We start from the raw sequence: 15,745 nt of genomic DNA, 5'->3' as shown, positions 1-15,745 counted from the left end.
CACGTAAATCTATGGAAACAAACGCAGTAACGCAAGTTCTGACGCTGAATCGTATTGGCGATTGGAACAAAAAAGACCTGACCGAACTGGCAAAAGCGAGTGTCGATGAGGTAGCTGAAAATGGCGAAGATACGCTCGCCCTGTTAGCGATGGCTGCTAAGCTGGAGCACTTTGCAGGTGAAGTTAAGAAGGCGGCTAAGGATCGCGGTATTACTGATCTGGCTAAGTATGACAAGTCCAGCGTAGCCAAAGGCGGTGTGCAACTGGCCCTGAAAGAAACGGGCGTCAACTACGATTATAGCAATGATCCTGTCTGGAGTCAGCTTGATGCAGCGGTTAAGCTGGCCGAAAAAGCACGCAAAGAGCATGAAGAGTTGCTCAAGAAACTGCCTAGTGGTGGCATGGGGTTAACGCATCCGGAAACAGGTGAAACCTACCTGGCTTACCGGCCTCTTCGCACGGCTAAGGAATCGATAACGGCTACTATTCTATGAAACCTGCCAAACAACAGCCTCCCATTGACTGGGTTTGCGCGATTACCTGGACGGTTGTGATTGTCGTCAGTTCTGCGTTTGCTGGTTTTGTCATCGCCTGTGCACTCTCATGAAAAACCGCTCTGTCTACTCGTTCATGATGGCCTACGTGATACCTGCGCTCATCATGCTGCTACTGCTCATTTGCGTCAAGGCTTACCTGGAAAAACACGGAATTGTTTTAAAAGCTTATAATCGTCACCACAACTATGACAACGTCTTTAAATACAACTTCATCAACCGACCTACAGACAGTCGTCGATGATAACCTATTGTCTGACTATTTGAAGTCAATGGGTTTGGCAAAAAAACTGAATCAGGATGAAACCGCTCAGTTTTTGCAGATTGCCAAGGCTTACCAGTTAAATCCATTCAAGCGGGAAATCTACGCGACAAAATACGAAGGCAACGCCCAAAGTTTCAGTATCATTGTTGGGTATGAAACGTATTTGAAACGTGCCGAACGAAGTGGCAAGCTGAACGGATGGGAGGTAACTTTTTCCGAGTATGAGGATGGTGAGTTTTCGGCAACGATTACGATCTACCGGAAAGACTGGGACCGTCCATTTAGTTGGGAAGTGTTTTACTCTGAGCAGGTGCAGACCACTCGTGATGGAAAGGTGACTAAGTTTTGGAGCAAAAAGCGCCAACAACTCCGTAAAGTGGCTATTTCTCAGGGTATGCGATTAGCCTTTCCAGATGAAAATGGCGGATTGCCTTACACGTCCGATGAAATGCCGAGTGAGGTTCAGGATACCGAACATGAAGTCGTTGCCGAAACCAAAGTCATTGAGCCAGCCAAAGCTAAAACAACAGGTAAACGCGCTACGGCTCAGGCCATGAAGGATTATCAGGAAACCGGCAAGCTGCCTGACGTTGTTGACAACGGCGATCCAGTACCCGATGAGCAGTTTGTGTTTGATCGAATCGACGAGTTTGAGGGGAATATCAAAAAGGCTGAGGATGATCCAAGCTTTGACTGGAATGAGCAGATGATTGCCGATGATAAGCTGTTGTCGCTTGACGACAAGCGTAAGCTCATCAAAGCATCCATCATTCGGCGCATTGGTCTGGTTACGAATCCAGATGCGGCCAATTACGTCCGTGGCCGGATCGCCAAATATCAATCTGGACTAGCCGAGGAAGTAAACGTGCTGTTTCAGGATTTGAAAGAACAGGCCGAAACAAATGGTATGTGCTACAATACGAAAGGCAAACACTTCGAGCCGATAGCTGAAGAACCTACTAATGAACAGTTCAGTCAGGCACTAGCCGACAATGGCTAAGAAAAAGCCAGCTTCATCCATGAAGTTTGGTCCTGATCAGCTGATCATTGGTAAGCATCCCGACACAGGCGTCATTCATAGACTCACTATCAATCCTGACGATAAGATCAAAATCGAGCGAACGCCTTACGTGTCGAATAATCCTGATGGGTGGACGCACCACTACGAAACCCTCCACTGCGAGGCATCCAAACATACGTTTTTGCTGATCAAAATAATCGCTAACCCCTGCGATTGGCCAGGGTAGGGCGGCTTACGTATAAACTGTACCGTTCGTGAAAACTATCAAGCTCGAAGACATTGACGTCGCTGATGTGAAATGGCTTCAATACAGTCTGATTCCCAAAGAATGTACGATTAAAATGGGTCGTAGCGTGTTGCGCGTGATTGGCTCTGAGGTAGAGGATGTGGTCAAGAAAATCAAACAGCTTAAGTAATCATGCTAGGTTCCGTTACTTCCTGCCAGTCCGTGCCTGATCTGAATGCGGCACGTCGTGACTTGGTCCATCAGCTGTATAAGCGAGGCATAACGATGGAAGAATTTGATGTGGCTTATGAGCATCTTGTTCTTCATTCCTATCAATTAGGACTCAGGTACCATGTCGAATACCGAAGCTACGGACCGGTCAAAATCGAGGGGCTCAGAAGCTTTCTGAATGACATCAAATATGCCCGGTTTCTTAAGCAGTTCAATCAAGCGTATGAGCAGCTATCAAACGGACTAACGCAGGGATTAATGGGTCAGGCGCAATACGATATGTGCTATCATTTGCTATTAGCTCAAGCGGATTTTCAAGGCTACACCTGGAATAAATTCCAAAACCGATTTATCGAATCATGATCAAGCTCCGTCCTTATCAGCAGTCGGCCATAGGCGACATTAAGGAGAATTGGAAGGCTGGACGTAGGAAAGTCATTCTCTGCCTGCCAACGGGCGGGGGTAAAACGGCCTGCTTTTCTTACATGGCCTACGAAACGCTGACCAATAAAAAGCGGCCAGGGCTCAGGGTACTGATTTTAACGGATCGGGAGGAACTGCTTACCCAGGCGGGGGGATCTCTGACCAAATTCGGCATTCGTCCTGAGCATATTAAGTCGGGCAATAAGGACAAAGTCAACCGCCGGGCGCGGTGTTTCGTCGGGATGATCGAAACCTATTTCAACTGGCTTAAGGAAGCCATCAAGGATTGTCAGGCTGAATGGTTACTAAACTTTGATCTAATCATTATCGATGAAGCGCACAAGGGCAATTTCCGTAAGGTACTCCAGCTTTGGGCTGAGCATGGCATTACTCCCTACCTGGTCGGTGCTACGGCAACACCACTTAGTACCAAGAAAGATGATCCACTGTCGAACTATTACGATGCACTGGTGTGCCCTGTCCAGATATCCGAACTTGTTGAGCAGGGGTTTTTGGTTCCCGCAGTCACCTATGCCGCGAAGGTGGATCGCTCTAAATTCAAGACCGACACAAAGGGTGAGTATACCGACGCGTCTCAAATGGATGTTTTCGGGGGGCGGCAGGTCTACGGCGGACTCGTCGAAAAATACAAGCAATACGGTGTAGTCGATGGCAAACCCCTAAAAGCCATCTGTTTTAACGTCAATGTCGAACATTCCCTGGCGGTCTGTCAGGCCTTCAATGATGCGGATATCAGAGCCGTTCACGTCGATGGGGAAACGCCCGATGATCAGCGGGAAGCCATCTTTCGCGATTTCAAAAACGGCAAAATCGATGTACTCTGTAACGTGAGTATTGCCACTACGGGTTTTGATGAACCCAGTATTCGCGTGGTGATCGTGAACCGGGCAACGACCAGTAAAGTCCTCTGGCTGCAAATGGTAGGAAGAGGTAGCAGACTATTCACTGATAAGGATCATTTCATTCTGCTGGACATGGGCGATAACTACAAGGAACTGGACCTGTGGGAATCGCCGGTTGACTGGGAGGATCTGTGGTGCAAGAAGCGAAAGAAATCCGACAAGAAGGATGTCGCGCCCGTTCGCGAATGTCCGCTCTGCGAAGCGCTCTCATTAGCCGCTCATAAACATTGTGATGTCTGCGGCTATGAATTCCCGAAACCTATTCGGGCAGAAGCTGAAGCGGTTGAATTTGAAAAAGTCAGTGATGGTCTGGATCGACTGCTAAAGGCTCGACCGTCTGACTGGAAAACCTTGCCGGTAGCGGATTTATGGGCACTGGCAGAAGCGAAGGAATACAAGCCAGGCTGGGTCATTCATGTGCTTCGTCAGCGGTGCGAAACCGAGTCGATTTTTCGGGATGAAATCGAAGAATTTGCCAGACTCAAGGGCTACAAACGCGGTTGGGCCATTCGGATCGAGTATCAATTAACCCCTGTCAGTTACGCATCATGAACAGCCCTATGCTGAAACTCAACTTCATACCCTTTGGGGATCAACCCTATATCCTGTTTTGGGTAGCTACAAGCAAAGGCGATGGCTGGTGGGAATGGTATGGCCAATATAAGATCCATTTGAACTAACCCACTCACCGTAACATCTCAATGAGTACAACAAAAGATAAGCTAGCTCTGGAAGACGCTGAAGTGTCTTACTATAAAAATGCGTGGGGGGATAACGACTCGCAGGCCTTTTTAACCACGCGTGAGTGGCTGGAAGGTACGATGCTTGGTACCTGGAAAGATCACGTTTTGGCTGTGCGGAAACAGCTGGGCAATAAAGAGAAGTACGATAAGCTGAAGCGGGATGGTGCGGGCGTAACGCCTGGTGCCCGGTTTACGCATCGAAAAAAAGGCGGAGAACTGGCCTATACGGGTCTGATGGTCATCGATCTGGATCACCTCGACGAGGATCGCCAGTCGGTCAAAGCGCTTATGAAGCTGGATCCGTATACCTACGCAGGTTTTGATTCCATCGGCGGGCAAGGCTTATGCCTACTGTTCCGCGTTGATAATGCCCGTTGGGATGAATCGTTTCTTGGTATTCAGGAATATCTGGGTAAAAAGTACGGCCTGTTTGAAAAGTTCGATCAGTCTGGAAAGGATATTTCCCGGCTTCGGTTCGTATCCTATGATCCGGATGGATTTGTTAAAGAGGTACTCCCTCCAGTATTTAAGGAGTATCCAAAGAAAGAAACCAAGCAAAAGCACATTCCCGACACGTTTATTCACACGCAGGAGGATTTTGATTACGTCTTTCAGCAGGTGATCGATACGGGTGTTGATATTACGCCATTTTACGCTCAGCGTCTAAAGGTCTGCTTTGCCCTGATTGATAAGTTTGGCGAAGGGGGTTGGCCTTACTTCAACCGGATCTGTCAGAACCACGCCGAATACGACGAAAAGAAGTCAGAGCGGATGTGGAAGTCAGCGCTCAACTACGGCGCTCAGAAAGTTACCATCAAGACGTTTTATTATTTCTGTAAAGAAGCAAATCTGGACATTGCCCGGCCAACGACTCGGGAAATCACCTCCATTGCAGCCGCTCATAAAAAGCAGGGAGGAACCGTTAAGGGTACCGTCGAAACGCTAAAAAAGATGCAGGGCTTCGATCCAGCCGAGACGGAGCCGATAGTCAGGCAGGTGTACGAGTGCCGGGAAGAATTCAAAACGGATGAAACGCTCTTTGATCAACTGGAGATGTTTCTACGTAGTAACTATCCGATGCGTCGAAATGAGATCACTCGCTACATCGAAGATGAACAAGGACGTGGGCTGGTTGAAACAGACTTTAACGGTATATGGGTACATGCCGTGAAGGTACTGGGCAAAGAGGTATCGGATAAAATGGTAACTAAACTCATTCATTCGCCCTTTACACAGTCGTACAACCCCTTAAAAAGCTTCTTTGCTCAGCACGCGGATCGTAAACCAAAGGGAGTTATCAAGGACTTAGCCGAAACGATTCAAACCTCATCAGGCTTTGAAGAAAACGCGTTCATGCCAGGGTATGCTGAATTTATTATTCGCAAGTGGCTAATTGGCCTGATAGCCTCTGTTTATGGTCATCATTGCCCAATTGTGCTGGTTCTAACAGGCAAACCCAATACCGGTAAAACGGAATGGTTTCGGCGGCTACTGCCTAAAGAGTTACACGCTAAGTATTTCGCTGAGACGACCTGGCCAGTCAATAAGGATACCGATATTTTAATGGCTGAGAGCTGGATAACCTTCAATGATGAATGGAAAGGCCAGACTGTGAAGGATCCTGAAGTGTTGAAAGGCTACGCGTCCGCTGACTGGTTTTCGCTTCGTGAACCCTATGGCCATTCCAATGTGAAACGGCGTCGTATGGCCGTTATGTGTGGCACTTCGAATCCGACTAACATCATAAAGGATCCAGACAATAACCGAAAGATTTTCGGCATCAATGTCCAGTCAATTGATTTTGAAGCCTACAACGCGATCGATAAAATTGATCTGCTCATGGAGGCTTACCATGCATACATGAGCAAGGAATCTCAATACCTAACGTCTAAGGAAATTGAACAAATCAATCAGGAAGTCAAAGGCTTTGAGAACCATTCCGTTGAGCGACTACTGATTGAGAAGTATTACGTCAAGCCTGAAAACATTAAGGACGCTGAGCTATGCAGTCAGGGCGATGCGCTGGTCTATCTGCGTCAGATGTCGGGCTTTTCAAATCTGGATAAAGATACCATTACCCGCGAGTTTAGAACGCTTGGTTTTCAGTATCAGGACAAGCCAGTCTATTACGCGCCTGATGGCAAAGTAAAGCGCGGCTTCTGGATCTACAAAACCTCGCTGATACCAAGTTCAACACCACTTCTATAGCACATTAAATCCTAATTATATGCTCCAACTCAAACGACCCATCGTATTTATTGATCTGGAAACAACCGGATTAGACCGCGAAAAAGACCGCATTGTGCAAATCGGCTTATGCAAACTCATGCCCGATTTCACCATTCAGGACTGGCAATCCCGTCTGATCAATCCTGAACGCTCAATACCGGCAGAGACGACCAAAATTCACGGCATTACTGATTTCGATGTTTTTGATCAACCTCGATTCAAGGATGAAGCAGGTCCACTATTCGAATTTCTAGTAGGATGTGACGTCGGCGGCTTCAATTCCAATTGGTTCGACATTCCATTGCTATTTAATGAGTTTGCCAGGTGTGGCATCCATTGGAATTACCAAGCCTTCCACATGATAGATGTCGGCAATCTGTTTAAGATAAAGGAACCTCGAAATCTATCCAACGCAGTGCGCTTTTACTGTGATAGAGAATTTATGAATGCACATAATGCCGCTGATGATATCAAAGAGACCGTAAACGTCTTTATGGCTCAATTAGCCCGTTATTCAGACTTACCCGATTCAGTTGACCAACTCGCCCTATTCACTAACTACAACTGCAAAGTGGCGGACATATCAGGCAAGTTCGTCTATAACGCTGATGGTGTACTCCTGCTCAATTTCGGTAAGTACAAAGGCAATCCGGCCAAGGAACATCTGGACTTCGTGCATTGGATGTACTACAAAGCGGACTTTGCTCCTGATACGAATGCCATCTGCGAACAATTACTTGGCGGTGGAGGCATTAACGATGACGACGATGAGGGTATAGGCTTCTAAAAATCTTACACTTCTTACAGTAACCTTACATGGGGGTGTAAGTAAACTTAAGGGATCTAACTATCTCACATTTAGCTATTTAATTATATAATCTTACACCTTACATCAATATTTATAAAATTACGTTACGAGAAATGATTATCGTAGGTAGTGGTATAAATAATATAGGTGAACAAGAATTATAAATTATATAAATCCAAAATCGGGAGAATCCCTGTAAGGTGTAAGATTGAAAATATAACGCCTTATATAATAGTTAGTTAAGTAGCATTAGTTTACTTACATGGGGGTGTATGGTTACTGTAAAGGGTGTAACATCCACAAAACAAATAACTATTGATAATCAACAACTTATGCAAACCACTACAAAACCCGATGAATCAACCTGGACAGAAGCCAGACTTCAACAGGAGTGTTACCTCTGGCATCATCAGAATTACCCAGCTGAGAGGGGTCTACTATTCACTGTTGACAATAACGCTACTGATGCGATAAAAGGAGTCGTACGTAAAGCTGTAGGCCGCGTAGCAGGTGTTAGTGATATGATTTACCTATCGCCCGAAGGTTGTCCCGTCTTGATAGAATTCAAGCTTCCTAAAGGCAGACAATCAGTTGAGCAGATGGCATGGCAAACATTAGTTGAACGGAACCATCATTACTACCGGGTTATTCGTTCACTGGCAGAGTTTCAAGAGTTAATTCAGGATAAACCTTATTTACCGTTTTAAGGCTATGGGGGTACTCAAACACAAAAACATGCGTAAGCTCAATAGAGCGCAGGATTTACTAGTAAAAGCCAGATCGATCATTAAAGAGGTCGCCAAAGACGAACAGGATAGGCTTGATGATTCATCAGACTTTGCAAAAAATGAATACTGGCGAAATATGGCCATTCAATATTTAGCTGACGGAGAAATAGTGAACAATGCCATTACTTACGTTCAAGCGGCTCGTTTTGCCCACATTCGAGAAAATACATTAGTCTGAACTCACAACCCTCACTCACCGTACCAATGGAAACCATAAAACTACCTGGCTTACATCTCTCTTACGCCTGAAATTACCTCAGTTTATTAGTAATATTACTTAGTGACAACTTGTACAAAACTTACGATTATGAATGAGACCTTAACGGCCCCAATTAAGCTTTTACACGCTGATGAGCTACCCCGTCAGCAAACATTCGCCTACATCACCATTCGTCCAAAAGCATGGGAAGTATCGCTCTCAAAAGCACTGTTACAATTAATGGGAATTGAGCAGGATAACGCCGTATCGTTATTCCCTAATGGTAAAGGCTGGTACATTACCCGCGTTGGCTCACGTGGTTTTAAAGTGCAGGTTACTTCCCGTTACGTAAAATCATCTCAACGTATAGAAGTAAGCGGAGGAGTGATTAACTCAAAGCAGCTGGTGTTACAACTCATGGAGCAGTTTGGATTCGAATCCGACCAGGTGATGCGTGTTCCTGTTACCCGTCATGAAATAGCTGTCAATGACGACTCTCATCCCTTCCCTATCCGTCGGCTCATCCTGGATCAGAAACAGGTGAGTTCAGCCAAGTAGTTAACTTGGTGTTATGGACACAGAGGATGAATTGCTTAATGACGGGCAACAACTACAGGAAACAAAGCCGACAAGCTTTATCGAACTATTTGATTTACTCGATAAGCGCGAGGCCTTATTTGTTTCAGAGTATATCAAGGATTGTATAGCAACCAGGGCGGTTGTGCGTTGTGGATTCTCCGAGAAGTCCGAATCAGCCGCTGTCATTGGTTCACGCATGTTAAGAAACGTTAAGGTTTTAGCCTGCGTAAACGCATTCCTTAACGAGAAGGCTATGTCGGCGACGGAAGCGATCAAAAACGTATCCGACATAGCCCGTTCGAATCTTAGCGACTACATGGTCGTCAAGAAGGTACTTAAAAGTGATATGGTCCGTAAACCGTTGCGACTGATTATCACTGAACAGGAAAACAAGATCGACTTTGAGAGGGAGTATGGCCAGTCTATTCGCATGTCGAAAGCTGAAGCAAAACGCCACGCTGAACGAGTAAAAGGACTGGAGAATGATCTCATACGACTCCGAATCGAACTGCGTCGAAATCCAAAAGCCTACCGAGATGTGCAGGGTGAACCTAAATGGGTTGATGAGGCTGATTTAGATCTGGTTAAACTGGCGAAAGATAAAGAGCTAGGTCGTATCAAATCGTGGACGCCTACTGAGTATGGTGTAAAGGTCGAGATGTATGCAGCGGACACCAATCTAGAACGGATCCTGAAATATCACGGCAAACTACCGGAGAAAATTGAGCACTCTGGGCCGAACGGTGGACCCATTGAAACCAATCAGACTCGCAGCTGGATTATCGCTAACCATTCGGGAGTTAATACAACTCCTGCACCAGACGAGGATTATCATAAGGCTAAATAGTATGGCAACTCCAATAAAATTAACTGACGTCAATGGTCGATATACACCCAAAGTAGGCGAACCCTTCGACGTTCATATCCGCGATTATAAACTTGGTAATCGGCAAACGATTGAAGTACTATCCTGCTGGGAGTTCACTCCATCTGAGTTTAATCAAGTGATTGAAACCGGTTTTGTGTTTCTCAGACTGTATGGTGCTCAACCGCCTGTCTGTATGTTCAACGCGGAAATCACTGAGTTTGAAGGCCAGAACGCGATTTTTAGATTAGGCCATTGCAACGACTTACCAACGTTCACGCGCAAAATAACTTATGCTGGTGAAGAAATTGACGAGATCACTTCGGCATGGCGACTCAATCCACAGGGAATCGCTGATCTAAAAGAAAGAGGTTATATCCACCTGTCAGTTGTTGGCGGAATGACTGATGTGAAGATTTTCGGAATCAACCCGATCCGAGAGTAAATGAAAAAGCCCCGCTGTTAAGGCAGGGCTTTTATAATGTGGTCGTAACAGGATTCGAACCTGTACTAAGAGCGTCGGAGCCGTCTCGTGCTATCCATTACACTATACAAAAGACTAAACACGCTACCAGCTAAATAGTTTCAAACTTTCTCCATGTTCGTCTGCAATCCAACATTCTTACCCGTCCTTCAGGCAACCGCGGCCATTCGCTACGTCCACAGCTGGGGCGGTCGTATGCGCGGAGGTAGCCACTTCGCGACGGAATACGCGCTCGCCTGTCTGATGGATAAACCGTATTTCCGTGGTTATCTGATGCGAGCGGTCTTATCCGATATACGCGGCTCATTATGGCGCGATTTAATGGATCGCATGGATGAAAAAGAAAAGGAAGGCAAGCTCGATAAGAAACGGGACTTTCAGATCAACGACGTCGCGATGACGGTCTATTGTAAAGCCAGCGGCAACCGGATCCTGTCGAAAGGATTTAAGAAATCATCCAAATCGCAAACGGCTAAACTTAAATCGATCGCGGGCGCAACGCACGTGTTTGTCGAAGAAGCGGAAGAAATCGAACTGGAAGATTTTCAGAAACTCGACGACTCGCTTCGCACGAAAAAAGGTCAGATTCAGGTGTTCTTAATCTTCAATCCACCCAAAAAGAACCACTGGATTTTGGCCCGCTGGTATACCCTAACGGAGAGCCGAATTCAAGGGTATTTTCTCGCCGAACCCAAAAAGCAACCGAACTTTCTGTCCATCTTTTCGACCTACCACAACAACCGGGAAAATCTGGATCAGGGTACGATCGACAACTTCGAGAATTACTACTTCACCGATCCCGAACACTACTGGACCAACGTGCGCGGACTCGTCTCGGAAGGAGCCAAAGGCCGAATCTTCAAGAACTGGAAAGCGATCACCAATGAGGAGTTCAACAGCCTACCCTACAGCAGTTACTACGTGCTGGATTTCGGCTTTGGCGGGCATCCGCTGGCCTTTGCTCACGTAAAACGTCACAACAAACGGCGCTATGCCAAAGAGTTAATCTACAGTACGGGCATTAGTGACGACGAATTAGTGCGTAGGCTCAAGGCGTTAAAGGTGGGTTCGCGGCCGATTGTGGCTGATTCGGCTGAACCCAAAGCCATTGCCAAGCTACGAAACGAAGGATTTAACGTCATAGCCGCTCGCAAAACACCCGATTCCATTCGATCAGGCATCAAGACCATGCAATCGCTGGAATGGCATTACACGCAGGATTCCAAGAACCTGGCCTACGAATATCAGGAATACCGCTGGGAGCTAGATGCCGATAAGAATCCAACCGATCATCCGGAAGACAAGAATAATCACCTCATGGATGGCCTTCGATACGGCGAAATCACCGATCCGTGGGGAGGAGGGGCAATTGAGCATAAGTAAGCTTCTACTATCTTCAAAACGCATTCGGCTTTGATGTGTCACGCGTTGGATGACTTCTGGATAACGACGTCCGGAGTCTGACAACGTGCTTTCATTCTCAAATCCGACCTGCACCGATGCACACATCATGCTATAAGACGCCACGCTACTAGGCGCATGGGCCGACTGCTACGCTCAGTCACCAATTCAAAATTATAGCAATGCCCAAACGCTTATACGAAGCCGCTAGCCAGACCGCTACCGTGCTTGGCGCTCCAAATACCGGAATCGACATCGTACCGGGTAATATCATCAAGTGCATTTTCGTGGACATCGCGGGTTGGAATGCTTATGCGACTGCCCCTACCGAGGTCAATACGCTCACCTCTGCCTGGTGGACTGCTTTTCTAGCCGCAACCGGCACCTCGCACGCAGTAACGCCCTTTATCGACGCATTTGATTTGCCACCAACGACTGCACTAACCGAGGGTGGAGACGATACAACCACCTACAACGGTGTACCTCGTCAACGATCGATTTCGTACGCCACGGCCAAAGGGAAACTGTCGGGTATCGACAACACCCAGGCGCAGCAGCTGCGCAAATTGGCCGCCAAATCGGGCAATTTCCAGCAGGGAACACGTATCGGCGTCATTTTCATCCACGAAGGAACCGGCATTACATATCTGACAGGTGCCAAGCCTATTCCGTGTTTTAACATCTTCATCGGCGATCCAAAGATGGGCGGTTTAGGGGCATCGGACGATTACGAATTCCAATTCCATCTGGAAGGCGGCTGGTCCTTTACCAAGAAAACCCTTGAACTCGCTTTCGAGGGCGGCACGCTGACCAATCCGGCTCCCTAATCCATGAATGAAAAAACCACGCTTTACCGGCTCTCTGATGGGGAGCCGGTAGAATTTCCAGCGGATCAGGCTCGACGAATTCTGGACTTACAGTCTCGTATGCAGCGGATCGATTACTCAGTAGACAAACCCACAACCGACAATGCCGATCACGGACCTACAGGCGATAGCACGGATCAAGAAGCCACTCCAACAGGCGGAGCTACGTCGGGCAGCAGACGACAACGATCAACAGCGGTTTCACGCCCTGACGGGAACGAGTAAAACCGATGCGGGTGCCTACGCTGAGAAGTTCGAGAAATGGGTAGGCGCTGTGCTGAATAACGAGGACAAATTCGCCCGTTTCAAGCAGTTACATCGGTTTCCGCTCGCGTCTGCGCAGATCATCGATCGTGCGTCAGATGAGTATTTGAAAGCCTTTGATGCGGAGGATAAGTTTATCAGCGCTGAGTTCAGTACGGAAACCATTGAGGTCGATTCCGCTGAGTATCTGGATGAAATCGCGTTTGATGATTTCCTCAACAAAACGCTGTTCAATCAGTGTTTACAGGCTTCGGGCGCTATCTGGGTAGTGGATCTGGATTCGACGCCGAATGAATCAGGCTACGCTCGACCTGAAGTAATCCTACGGGAATTTGGTCAGATTCAGGACATCGGCCTTTCAAAGCGCGGTATTATTCAGTACGTCATTTTCGCGCTTGATCCCATTAAAGACGAGTCTGGCCGCGTGATTGAGAAGCGATGGGCCGTTATCGACGATGAGAGTTACCGGGTTTTCAAGCAAAAAGGCGATAGCGATGAACCGGAATTCGTATTCGCCAACCTGCACGATCTGGAACGTTGCCCAGCTGGGTTTATCTGGCATGACCGGCTGATTCAGGATAAACCGTTACGCATTCAATCGCCACTGCATGCGCTATTTACCGAACTAGACGACTATGTAGCGGGAAATGTATTCAGCAAACACGCTGATTTATATGCGGCTTATCCGATTCTGCGGAGCTATAAAACGCGTTGTCGGTACGAAACGCCAAATGGTGAGACCTGCGATAATGGCAAGATTCTCATTCGCTGGACCGAAGGCAAAGGCGATCAGGAGCAGATTAAAGAATCGATCGAAGATTGCCCGATGTGCGCCAAACGCAAGCCTATTGGACCAGGTAGCCACATTGAGACCCCTCCGCCAACCGATAATCTATCGCCCGATCTGACGAATCCCGTTGGTTTTATCAATGCCGAACGGAAGCTACTGGACTACATTACCGAAAAACAGGCAGCGATTGAAGCCAAGATTATACTGGCCTTAACGGGTGACGATGGTACGATCGATCAGAGTAATAATCCTGTCAACGAAGATCAGGTTCAGGCCCGTTTTGAGAAGCGAAAAGCCATTTTATCATATTGGGCGGAGCATTTAGAGCGTACGCATCAGGAGATACTATCAGTCTTATTTGCGCTGCGTTACGGTACGCAGTTCATTAAGGTTTCTGTCAACTACGGCACTGAATTTCACCTGCTCTCACCTGGTCAGGCCATTGCTGATTATAAGGCGGCACGGGATGCGGGCCTTCCCATGTACCAGCTGGCCGCGCGTCGGCTTCGGATTGATAAGGTCATGGCCGGTTCATCCGAAACCGAGCAAATGCGGATTTACATCATGTCTCAGCTGGAGCCTTACCCGGATTTGCCGATCAATCTGGTACCGCAGGGCTCAGATGCCTATGAGTTGAAAGCCGATTTTGGTAATTACATTGCCCGCTTTGAAAGGGAAAATCACGGCCTGACGGTGTTTGGAAAAGCGCTGTCAATGGCCAAACGAATCGAGTCAATCAAAACAATTTTATATCAATACGTAACCGATGGCAAAGCAAAACGCGAAGTCCCAATCGTCGAGCCCCAAGGCAAGCCCCAAGGGTGATTCGTCAATCAAGGATAAGACCGTCTTTCTGGATAAAGACGTCAATAAACAGTATCCAGTTAAGGAGCACGATCTAGCTAATTTTATCGTGTATCAATACACCGAACGGAAGGTGTTGGAGACGGTTGTAAAACTTCCTGCAACGCACGTCAATCCGATCGGAATGTACACTCCAGAGGAGTATGCAGAGCACATTCAGAAGGGCGGGCTATTTGATCGATTGGGTTTGAAACACGAAGTTTGGAATACACCGAAGGGTGAAACAATCCCAGAGGTAGAGGAAACAGAGGAAGAAGAATCCGAAGAGGAGGAACCTGAAGTCTAGTTTCTAGCCAAACCCAATTGTACTTGCACATAAAAGCCTAATGCACTAATGAATTACGACGAATTTAAAGCCGAATTGGACAAGACACCCGAGTTAATGGGCGACATCTATAAAAACCATAAAGATGACTTTACCAAGCATCTGACGGATAATGAAAAGATGGTCGTTACGACGATGGATGAGTACAAGAAAACCACGCAGACAGCGATCGACAAAGCGATCAAGGATGGTCATACCGCCTGGGAAGCGAAAGTCGAGCAACTGACTGGCCTCAAACGTCCGGAAGGAAAGAAAGGGCTGGAGTGGTTTGATGAAGTCTCTACCAAACTCAAATACATGGCCGAAGGGGACGATGCTGGTTCTGCTTATGCGAAAGGTCTCAAAAAAGAGCTTGATGAGTTAAAATCATCGCTCAAGACCGAGAAAGAGCAAACGTTTAAAGCCGAAGTAAACGGTAAAGTTGAAGCGGGTATTAGTTCGTTGAAATTCGCTACTCCATCGCACATTAAAAAAGACGATGAAATCGCGACGTATCAAAAAACGAAAGCCGCTCAAATGGTACTCGTCTTTAATAGCCTGTATACAGCGAAAAAAGATGAGTCCGGTCAACTTTTATACGTAAATGGTAAAGGGGAAGCGCAAACCGCCGATGGTCAGCCAATGACAGCAGATCAGATTGCCGCCCGCGACTTCGCCAGTGATTTAGCGCCTAAAGGTAAAAGCCAGGGAGGTACCGGTTCGATCAATGACGATCCGAACGCAACCAACGAAGGCTATTTAGCCGCTTCGCCCGATCTGATTGAAAAGAAACTCGCTGAAATGGGTAAAGCGTACATGTCTCCTGAGTGGGAAGAACTGTACCGCAAAGCCTTGAAAGCGATCGGAAAGGGCATCTAGGGCTAGATCAACAACAGTATTAAGTGAAAAGTGAAGCGA

At 47.1% G+C, this 15,745-nt stretch carries 18 protein-coding genes and 1 tRNA gene; 18 read left to right on the top strand and 1 reads right to left on the bottom strand.

Translation table 11 applies throughout. The features are described 5' to 3' along the window. Positions 1-11: 11 nt before the first annotated feature. From ACYVE4_RS11600 to ACYVE4_RS11540, 13 genes are all read left to right on the top strand, one after another. On the top strand, positions 12-494 hold the full coding sequence (locus tag ACYVE4_RS11600) for a hypothetical protein (protein WP_461040011.1): 483 nt from the start codon (positions 12-14) through the stop codon (positions 492-494). Positions 495-742: 248 nt separating this feature from the next. Next, positions 743-1,819, top strand: a complete 1,077-nt coding sequence (locus tag ACYVE4_RS11595) for a RecT family recombinase (protein WP_461040010.1) — start codon at positions 743-745, stop codon at positions 1,817-1,819. Beyond that, entirely contained in the window at positions 1,812-2,066 is a 255-nt protein-coding gene (locus tag ACYVE4_RS11590; RefSeq protein WP_461040008.1) for a hypothetical protein, read from the top strand. Before ACYVE4_RS11595 ends, ACYVE4_RS11590 begins: the two co-directional genes overlap by 8 nt. Positions 2,067-2,094: 28 nt before the next feature. Further along, positions 2,095-2,256 (top strand): hypothetical protein, encoded by a 162-nt coding sequence (locus ACYVE4_RS11585; protein ID WP_461040006.1) that lies wholly within the window; start codon positions 2,095-2,097, stop codon positions 2,254-2,256. A 2-nt stretch (positions 2,257-2,258) separates the two neighbouring features. Then, complete coding sequence (locus tag ACYVE4_RS11580; RefSeq protein ID WP_461040004.1) at positions 2,259-2,660, top strand: hypothetical protein; 402 nt, start codon at positions 2,259-2,261, stop codon at positions 2,658-2,660. Further along, positions 2,657-4,195: a DEAD/DEAH box helicase gene (locus ACYVE4_RS11575; protein WP_461040003.1), complete on the top strand. Its 1,539-nt coding sequence runs from the start codon at positions 2,657-2,659 to the stop codon at positions 4,193-4,195. Before ACYVE4_RS11580 ends, ACYVE4_RS11575 begins: the two co-directional genes overlap by 4 nt. Before the next feature lie 149 nt (positions 4,196-4,344). Continuing rightward, positions 4,345-6,594, top strand: coding sequence for a VapE domain-containing protein (locus ACYVE4_RS11570; RefSeq protein WP_461040001.1), 2,250 nt, complete (start codon positions 4,345-4,347; stop codon positions 6,592-6,594). 19 nt (positions 6,595-6,613) lie between these two features. Continuing rightward, complete coding sequence (locus ACYVE4_RS11565) at positions 6,614-7,402, top strand: 3'-5' exonuclease (RefSeq protein ID WP_461039999.1); 789 nt, start codon at positions 6,614-6,616, stop codon at positions 7,400-7,402. Between the two features lie 353 nt (positions 7,403-7,755). Continuing rightward, positions 7,756-8,130, top strand: coding sequence for a VRR-NUC domain-containing protein (locus ACYVE4_RS11560; RefSeq protein ID WP_461039997.1), 375 nt, complete (start codon positions 7,756-7,758; stop codon positions 8,128-8,130). Between the two features lie 28 nt (positions 8,131-8,158). After that, positions 8,159-8,389, top strand: a complete 231-nt coding sequence (locus tag ACYVE4_RS11555) for a hypothetical protein (RefSeq protein ID WP_461039995.1) — start codon at positions 8,159-8,161, stop codon at positions 8,387-8,389. A 129-nt stretch (positions 8,390-8,518) separates the two neighbouring features. Further along, a complete protein-coding gene (locus ACYVE4_RS11550) occupies positions 8,519-8,968 on the top strand; it encodes a hypothetical protein (protein WP_461039993.1) in 450 nt (149 codons plus the stop codon). 13 nt (positions 8,969-8,981) lie between these two features. Next, complete coding sequence (locus tag ACYVE4_RS11545; RefSeq protein ID WP_461039991.1) at positions 8,982-9,836, top strand: terminase small subunit; 855 nt, start codon at positions 8,982-8,984, stop codon at positions 9,834-9,836. Position 9,837: 1 nt separating this feature from the next. Continuing rightward, positions 9,838-10,299, top strand: a complete 462-nt coding sequence (locus ACYVE4_RS11540; RefSeq protein WP_461039989.1) for a hypothetical protein — start codon at positions 9,838-9,840, stop codon at positions 10,297-10,299. Between the two features lie 39 nt (positions 10,300-10,338). Here ACYVE4_RS11540 and ACYVE4_RS11535 read toward each other — a convergent pair. Further along, a tRNA-Arg gene (locus ACYVE4_RS11535) sits at positions 10,339-10,407 on the bottom strand. Positions 10,408-10,452: 45 nt separating this feature from the next. Here ACYVE4_RS11535 and ACYVE4_RS11530 point away from each other — a divergent pair. From ACYVE4_RS11530 to ACYVE4_RS11510, 5 genes are all read left to right on the top strand, one after another. Further along, positions 10,453-11,721, top strand: coding sequence for a PBSX family phage terminase large subunit (locus ACYVE4_RS11530; RefSeq protein ID WP_461039988.1), 1,269 nt, complete (start codon positions 10,453-10,455; stop codon positions 11,719-11,721). Positions 11,722-11,921: 200 nt separating this feature from the next. Next, positions 11,922-12,566 carry a hypothetical protein gene (locus ACYVE4_RS11525; RefSeq protein WP_461039987.1) on the top strand — a complete coding sequence of 215 codons (645 nt, stop codon included), beginning with the start codon at positions 11,922-11,924 and terminating at the stop codon, positions 12,564-12,566. A gap of 142 nt (positions 12,567-12,708) precedes the next feature. Further along, positions 12,709-14,484 carry a hypothetical protein gene (locus ACYVE4_RS11520; protein ID WP_461039986.1) on the top strand — a complete coding sequence of 592 codons (1,776 nt, stop codon included), beginning with the start codon at positions 12,709-12,711 and terminating at the stop codon, positions 14,482-14,484. Further along, positions 14,426-14,809, top strand: a complete 384-nt coding sequence (locus ACYVE4_RS11515) for a hypothetical protein (protein WP_461039984.1) — start codon at positions 14,426-14,428, stop codon at positions 14,807-14,809. Before ACYVE4_RS11520 ends, ACYVE4_RS11515 begins: the two co-directional genes overlap by 59 nt. 48 nt (positions 14,810-14,857) lie before the next feature. Further along, positions 14,858-15,706 carry a hypothetical protein gene (locus tag ACYVE4_RS11510; protein WP_461039983.1) on the top strand — a complete coding sequence of 283 codons (849 nt, stop codon included), beginning with the start codon at positions 14,858-14,860 and terminating at the stop codon, positions 15,704-15,706. The last annotated feature ends 39 nt before the right edge of the window (positions 15,707-15,745 follow it).

Source organism: Spirosoma harenae (assembly GCF_054776975.1).
The sequence above is the reverse complement of the archived record's forward strand: the minus strand, read 5'-3'. Positions and strand labels throughout refer to the sequence as shown.

Excerpts from the sequence above, each read along its gene's own strand:
- ACYVE4_RS11600 (WP_461040011.1), top strand. The coding sequence starts at position 12 with ATGGAAACAAACGCAGTAACGCAAGTTCTGACGCTGAATCGTATTGGC.
- ACYVE4_RS11595 (WP_461040010.1), top strand. The coding sequence starts at position 743 with ATGACAACGTCTTTAAATACAACTTCATCAACCGACCTACAGACAGTC.
- ACYVE4_RS11590 (WP_461040008.1), top strand. The coding sequence starts at position 1,812 with ATGGCTAAGAAAAAGCCAGCTTCATCCATGAAGTTTGGTCCTGATCAG.
- ACYVE4_RS11580 (WP_461040004.1), top strand. The coding sequence starts at position 2,259 with ATGCTAGGTTCCGTTACTTCCTGCCAGTCCGTGCCTGATCTGAATGCG.
- ACYVE4_RS11575 (WP_461040003.1), top strand. The coding sequence starts at position 2,657 with ATGATCAAGCTCCGTCCTTATCAGCAGTCGGCCATAGGCGACATTAAG.
- ACYVE4_RS11570 (WP_461040001.1), top strand. The coding sequence starts at position 4,345 with ATGAGTACAACAAAAGATAAGCTAGCTCTGGAAGACGCTGAAGTGTCT.
- ACYVE4_RS11565 (WP_461039999.1), top strand. The coding sequence starts at position 6,614 with ATGCTCCAACTCAAACGACCCATCGTATTTATTGATCTGGAAACAACC.
- ACYVE4_RS11560 (WP_461039997.1), top strand. The coding sequence starts at position 7,756 with ATGCAAACCACTACAAAACCCGATGAATCAACCTGGACAGAAGCCAGA.
- ACYVE4_RS11555 (WP_461039995.1), top strand. The coding sequence starts at position 8,159 with ATGCGTAAGCTCAATAGAGCGCAGGATTTACTAGTAAAAGCCAGATCG.
- ACYVE4_RS11550 (WP_461039993.1), top strand. The coding sequence starts at position 8,519 with ATGAATGAGACCTTAACGGCCCCAATTAAGCTTTTACACGCTGATGAG.
- ACYVE4_RS11545 (WP_461039991.1), top strand. The coding sequence starts at position 8,982 with ATGGACACAGAGGATGAATTGCTTAATGACGGGCAACAACTACAGGAA.
- ACYVE4_RS11540 (WP_461039989.1), top strand. The coding sequence starts at position 9,838 with ATGGCAACTCCAATAAAATTAACTGACGTCAATGGTCGATATACACCC.
- ACYVE4_RS11530 (WP_461039988.1), top strand. The coding sequence starts at position 10,453 with ATGTTCGTCTGCAATCCAACATTCTTACCCGTCCTTCAGGCAACCGCG.
- ACYVE4_RS11525 (WP_461039987.1), top strand. The coding sequence starts at position 11,922 with ATGCCCAAACGCTTATACGAAGCCGCTAGCCAGACCGCTACCGTGCTT.
- ACYVE4_RS11520 (WP_461039986.1), top strand. The coding sequence starts at position 12,709 with ATGCCGATCACGGACCTACAGGCGATAGCACGGATCAAGAAGCCACTC.
- ACYVE4_RS11515 (WP_461039984.1), top strand. The coding sequence starts at position 14,426 with ATGGCAAAGCAAAACGCGAAGTCCCAATCGTCGAGCCCCAAGGCAAGC.
- ACYVE4_RS11510 (WP_461039983.1), top strand. The coding sequence starts at position 14,858 with ATGAATTACGACGAATTTAAAGCCGAATTGGACAAGACACCCGAGTTA.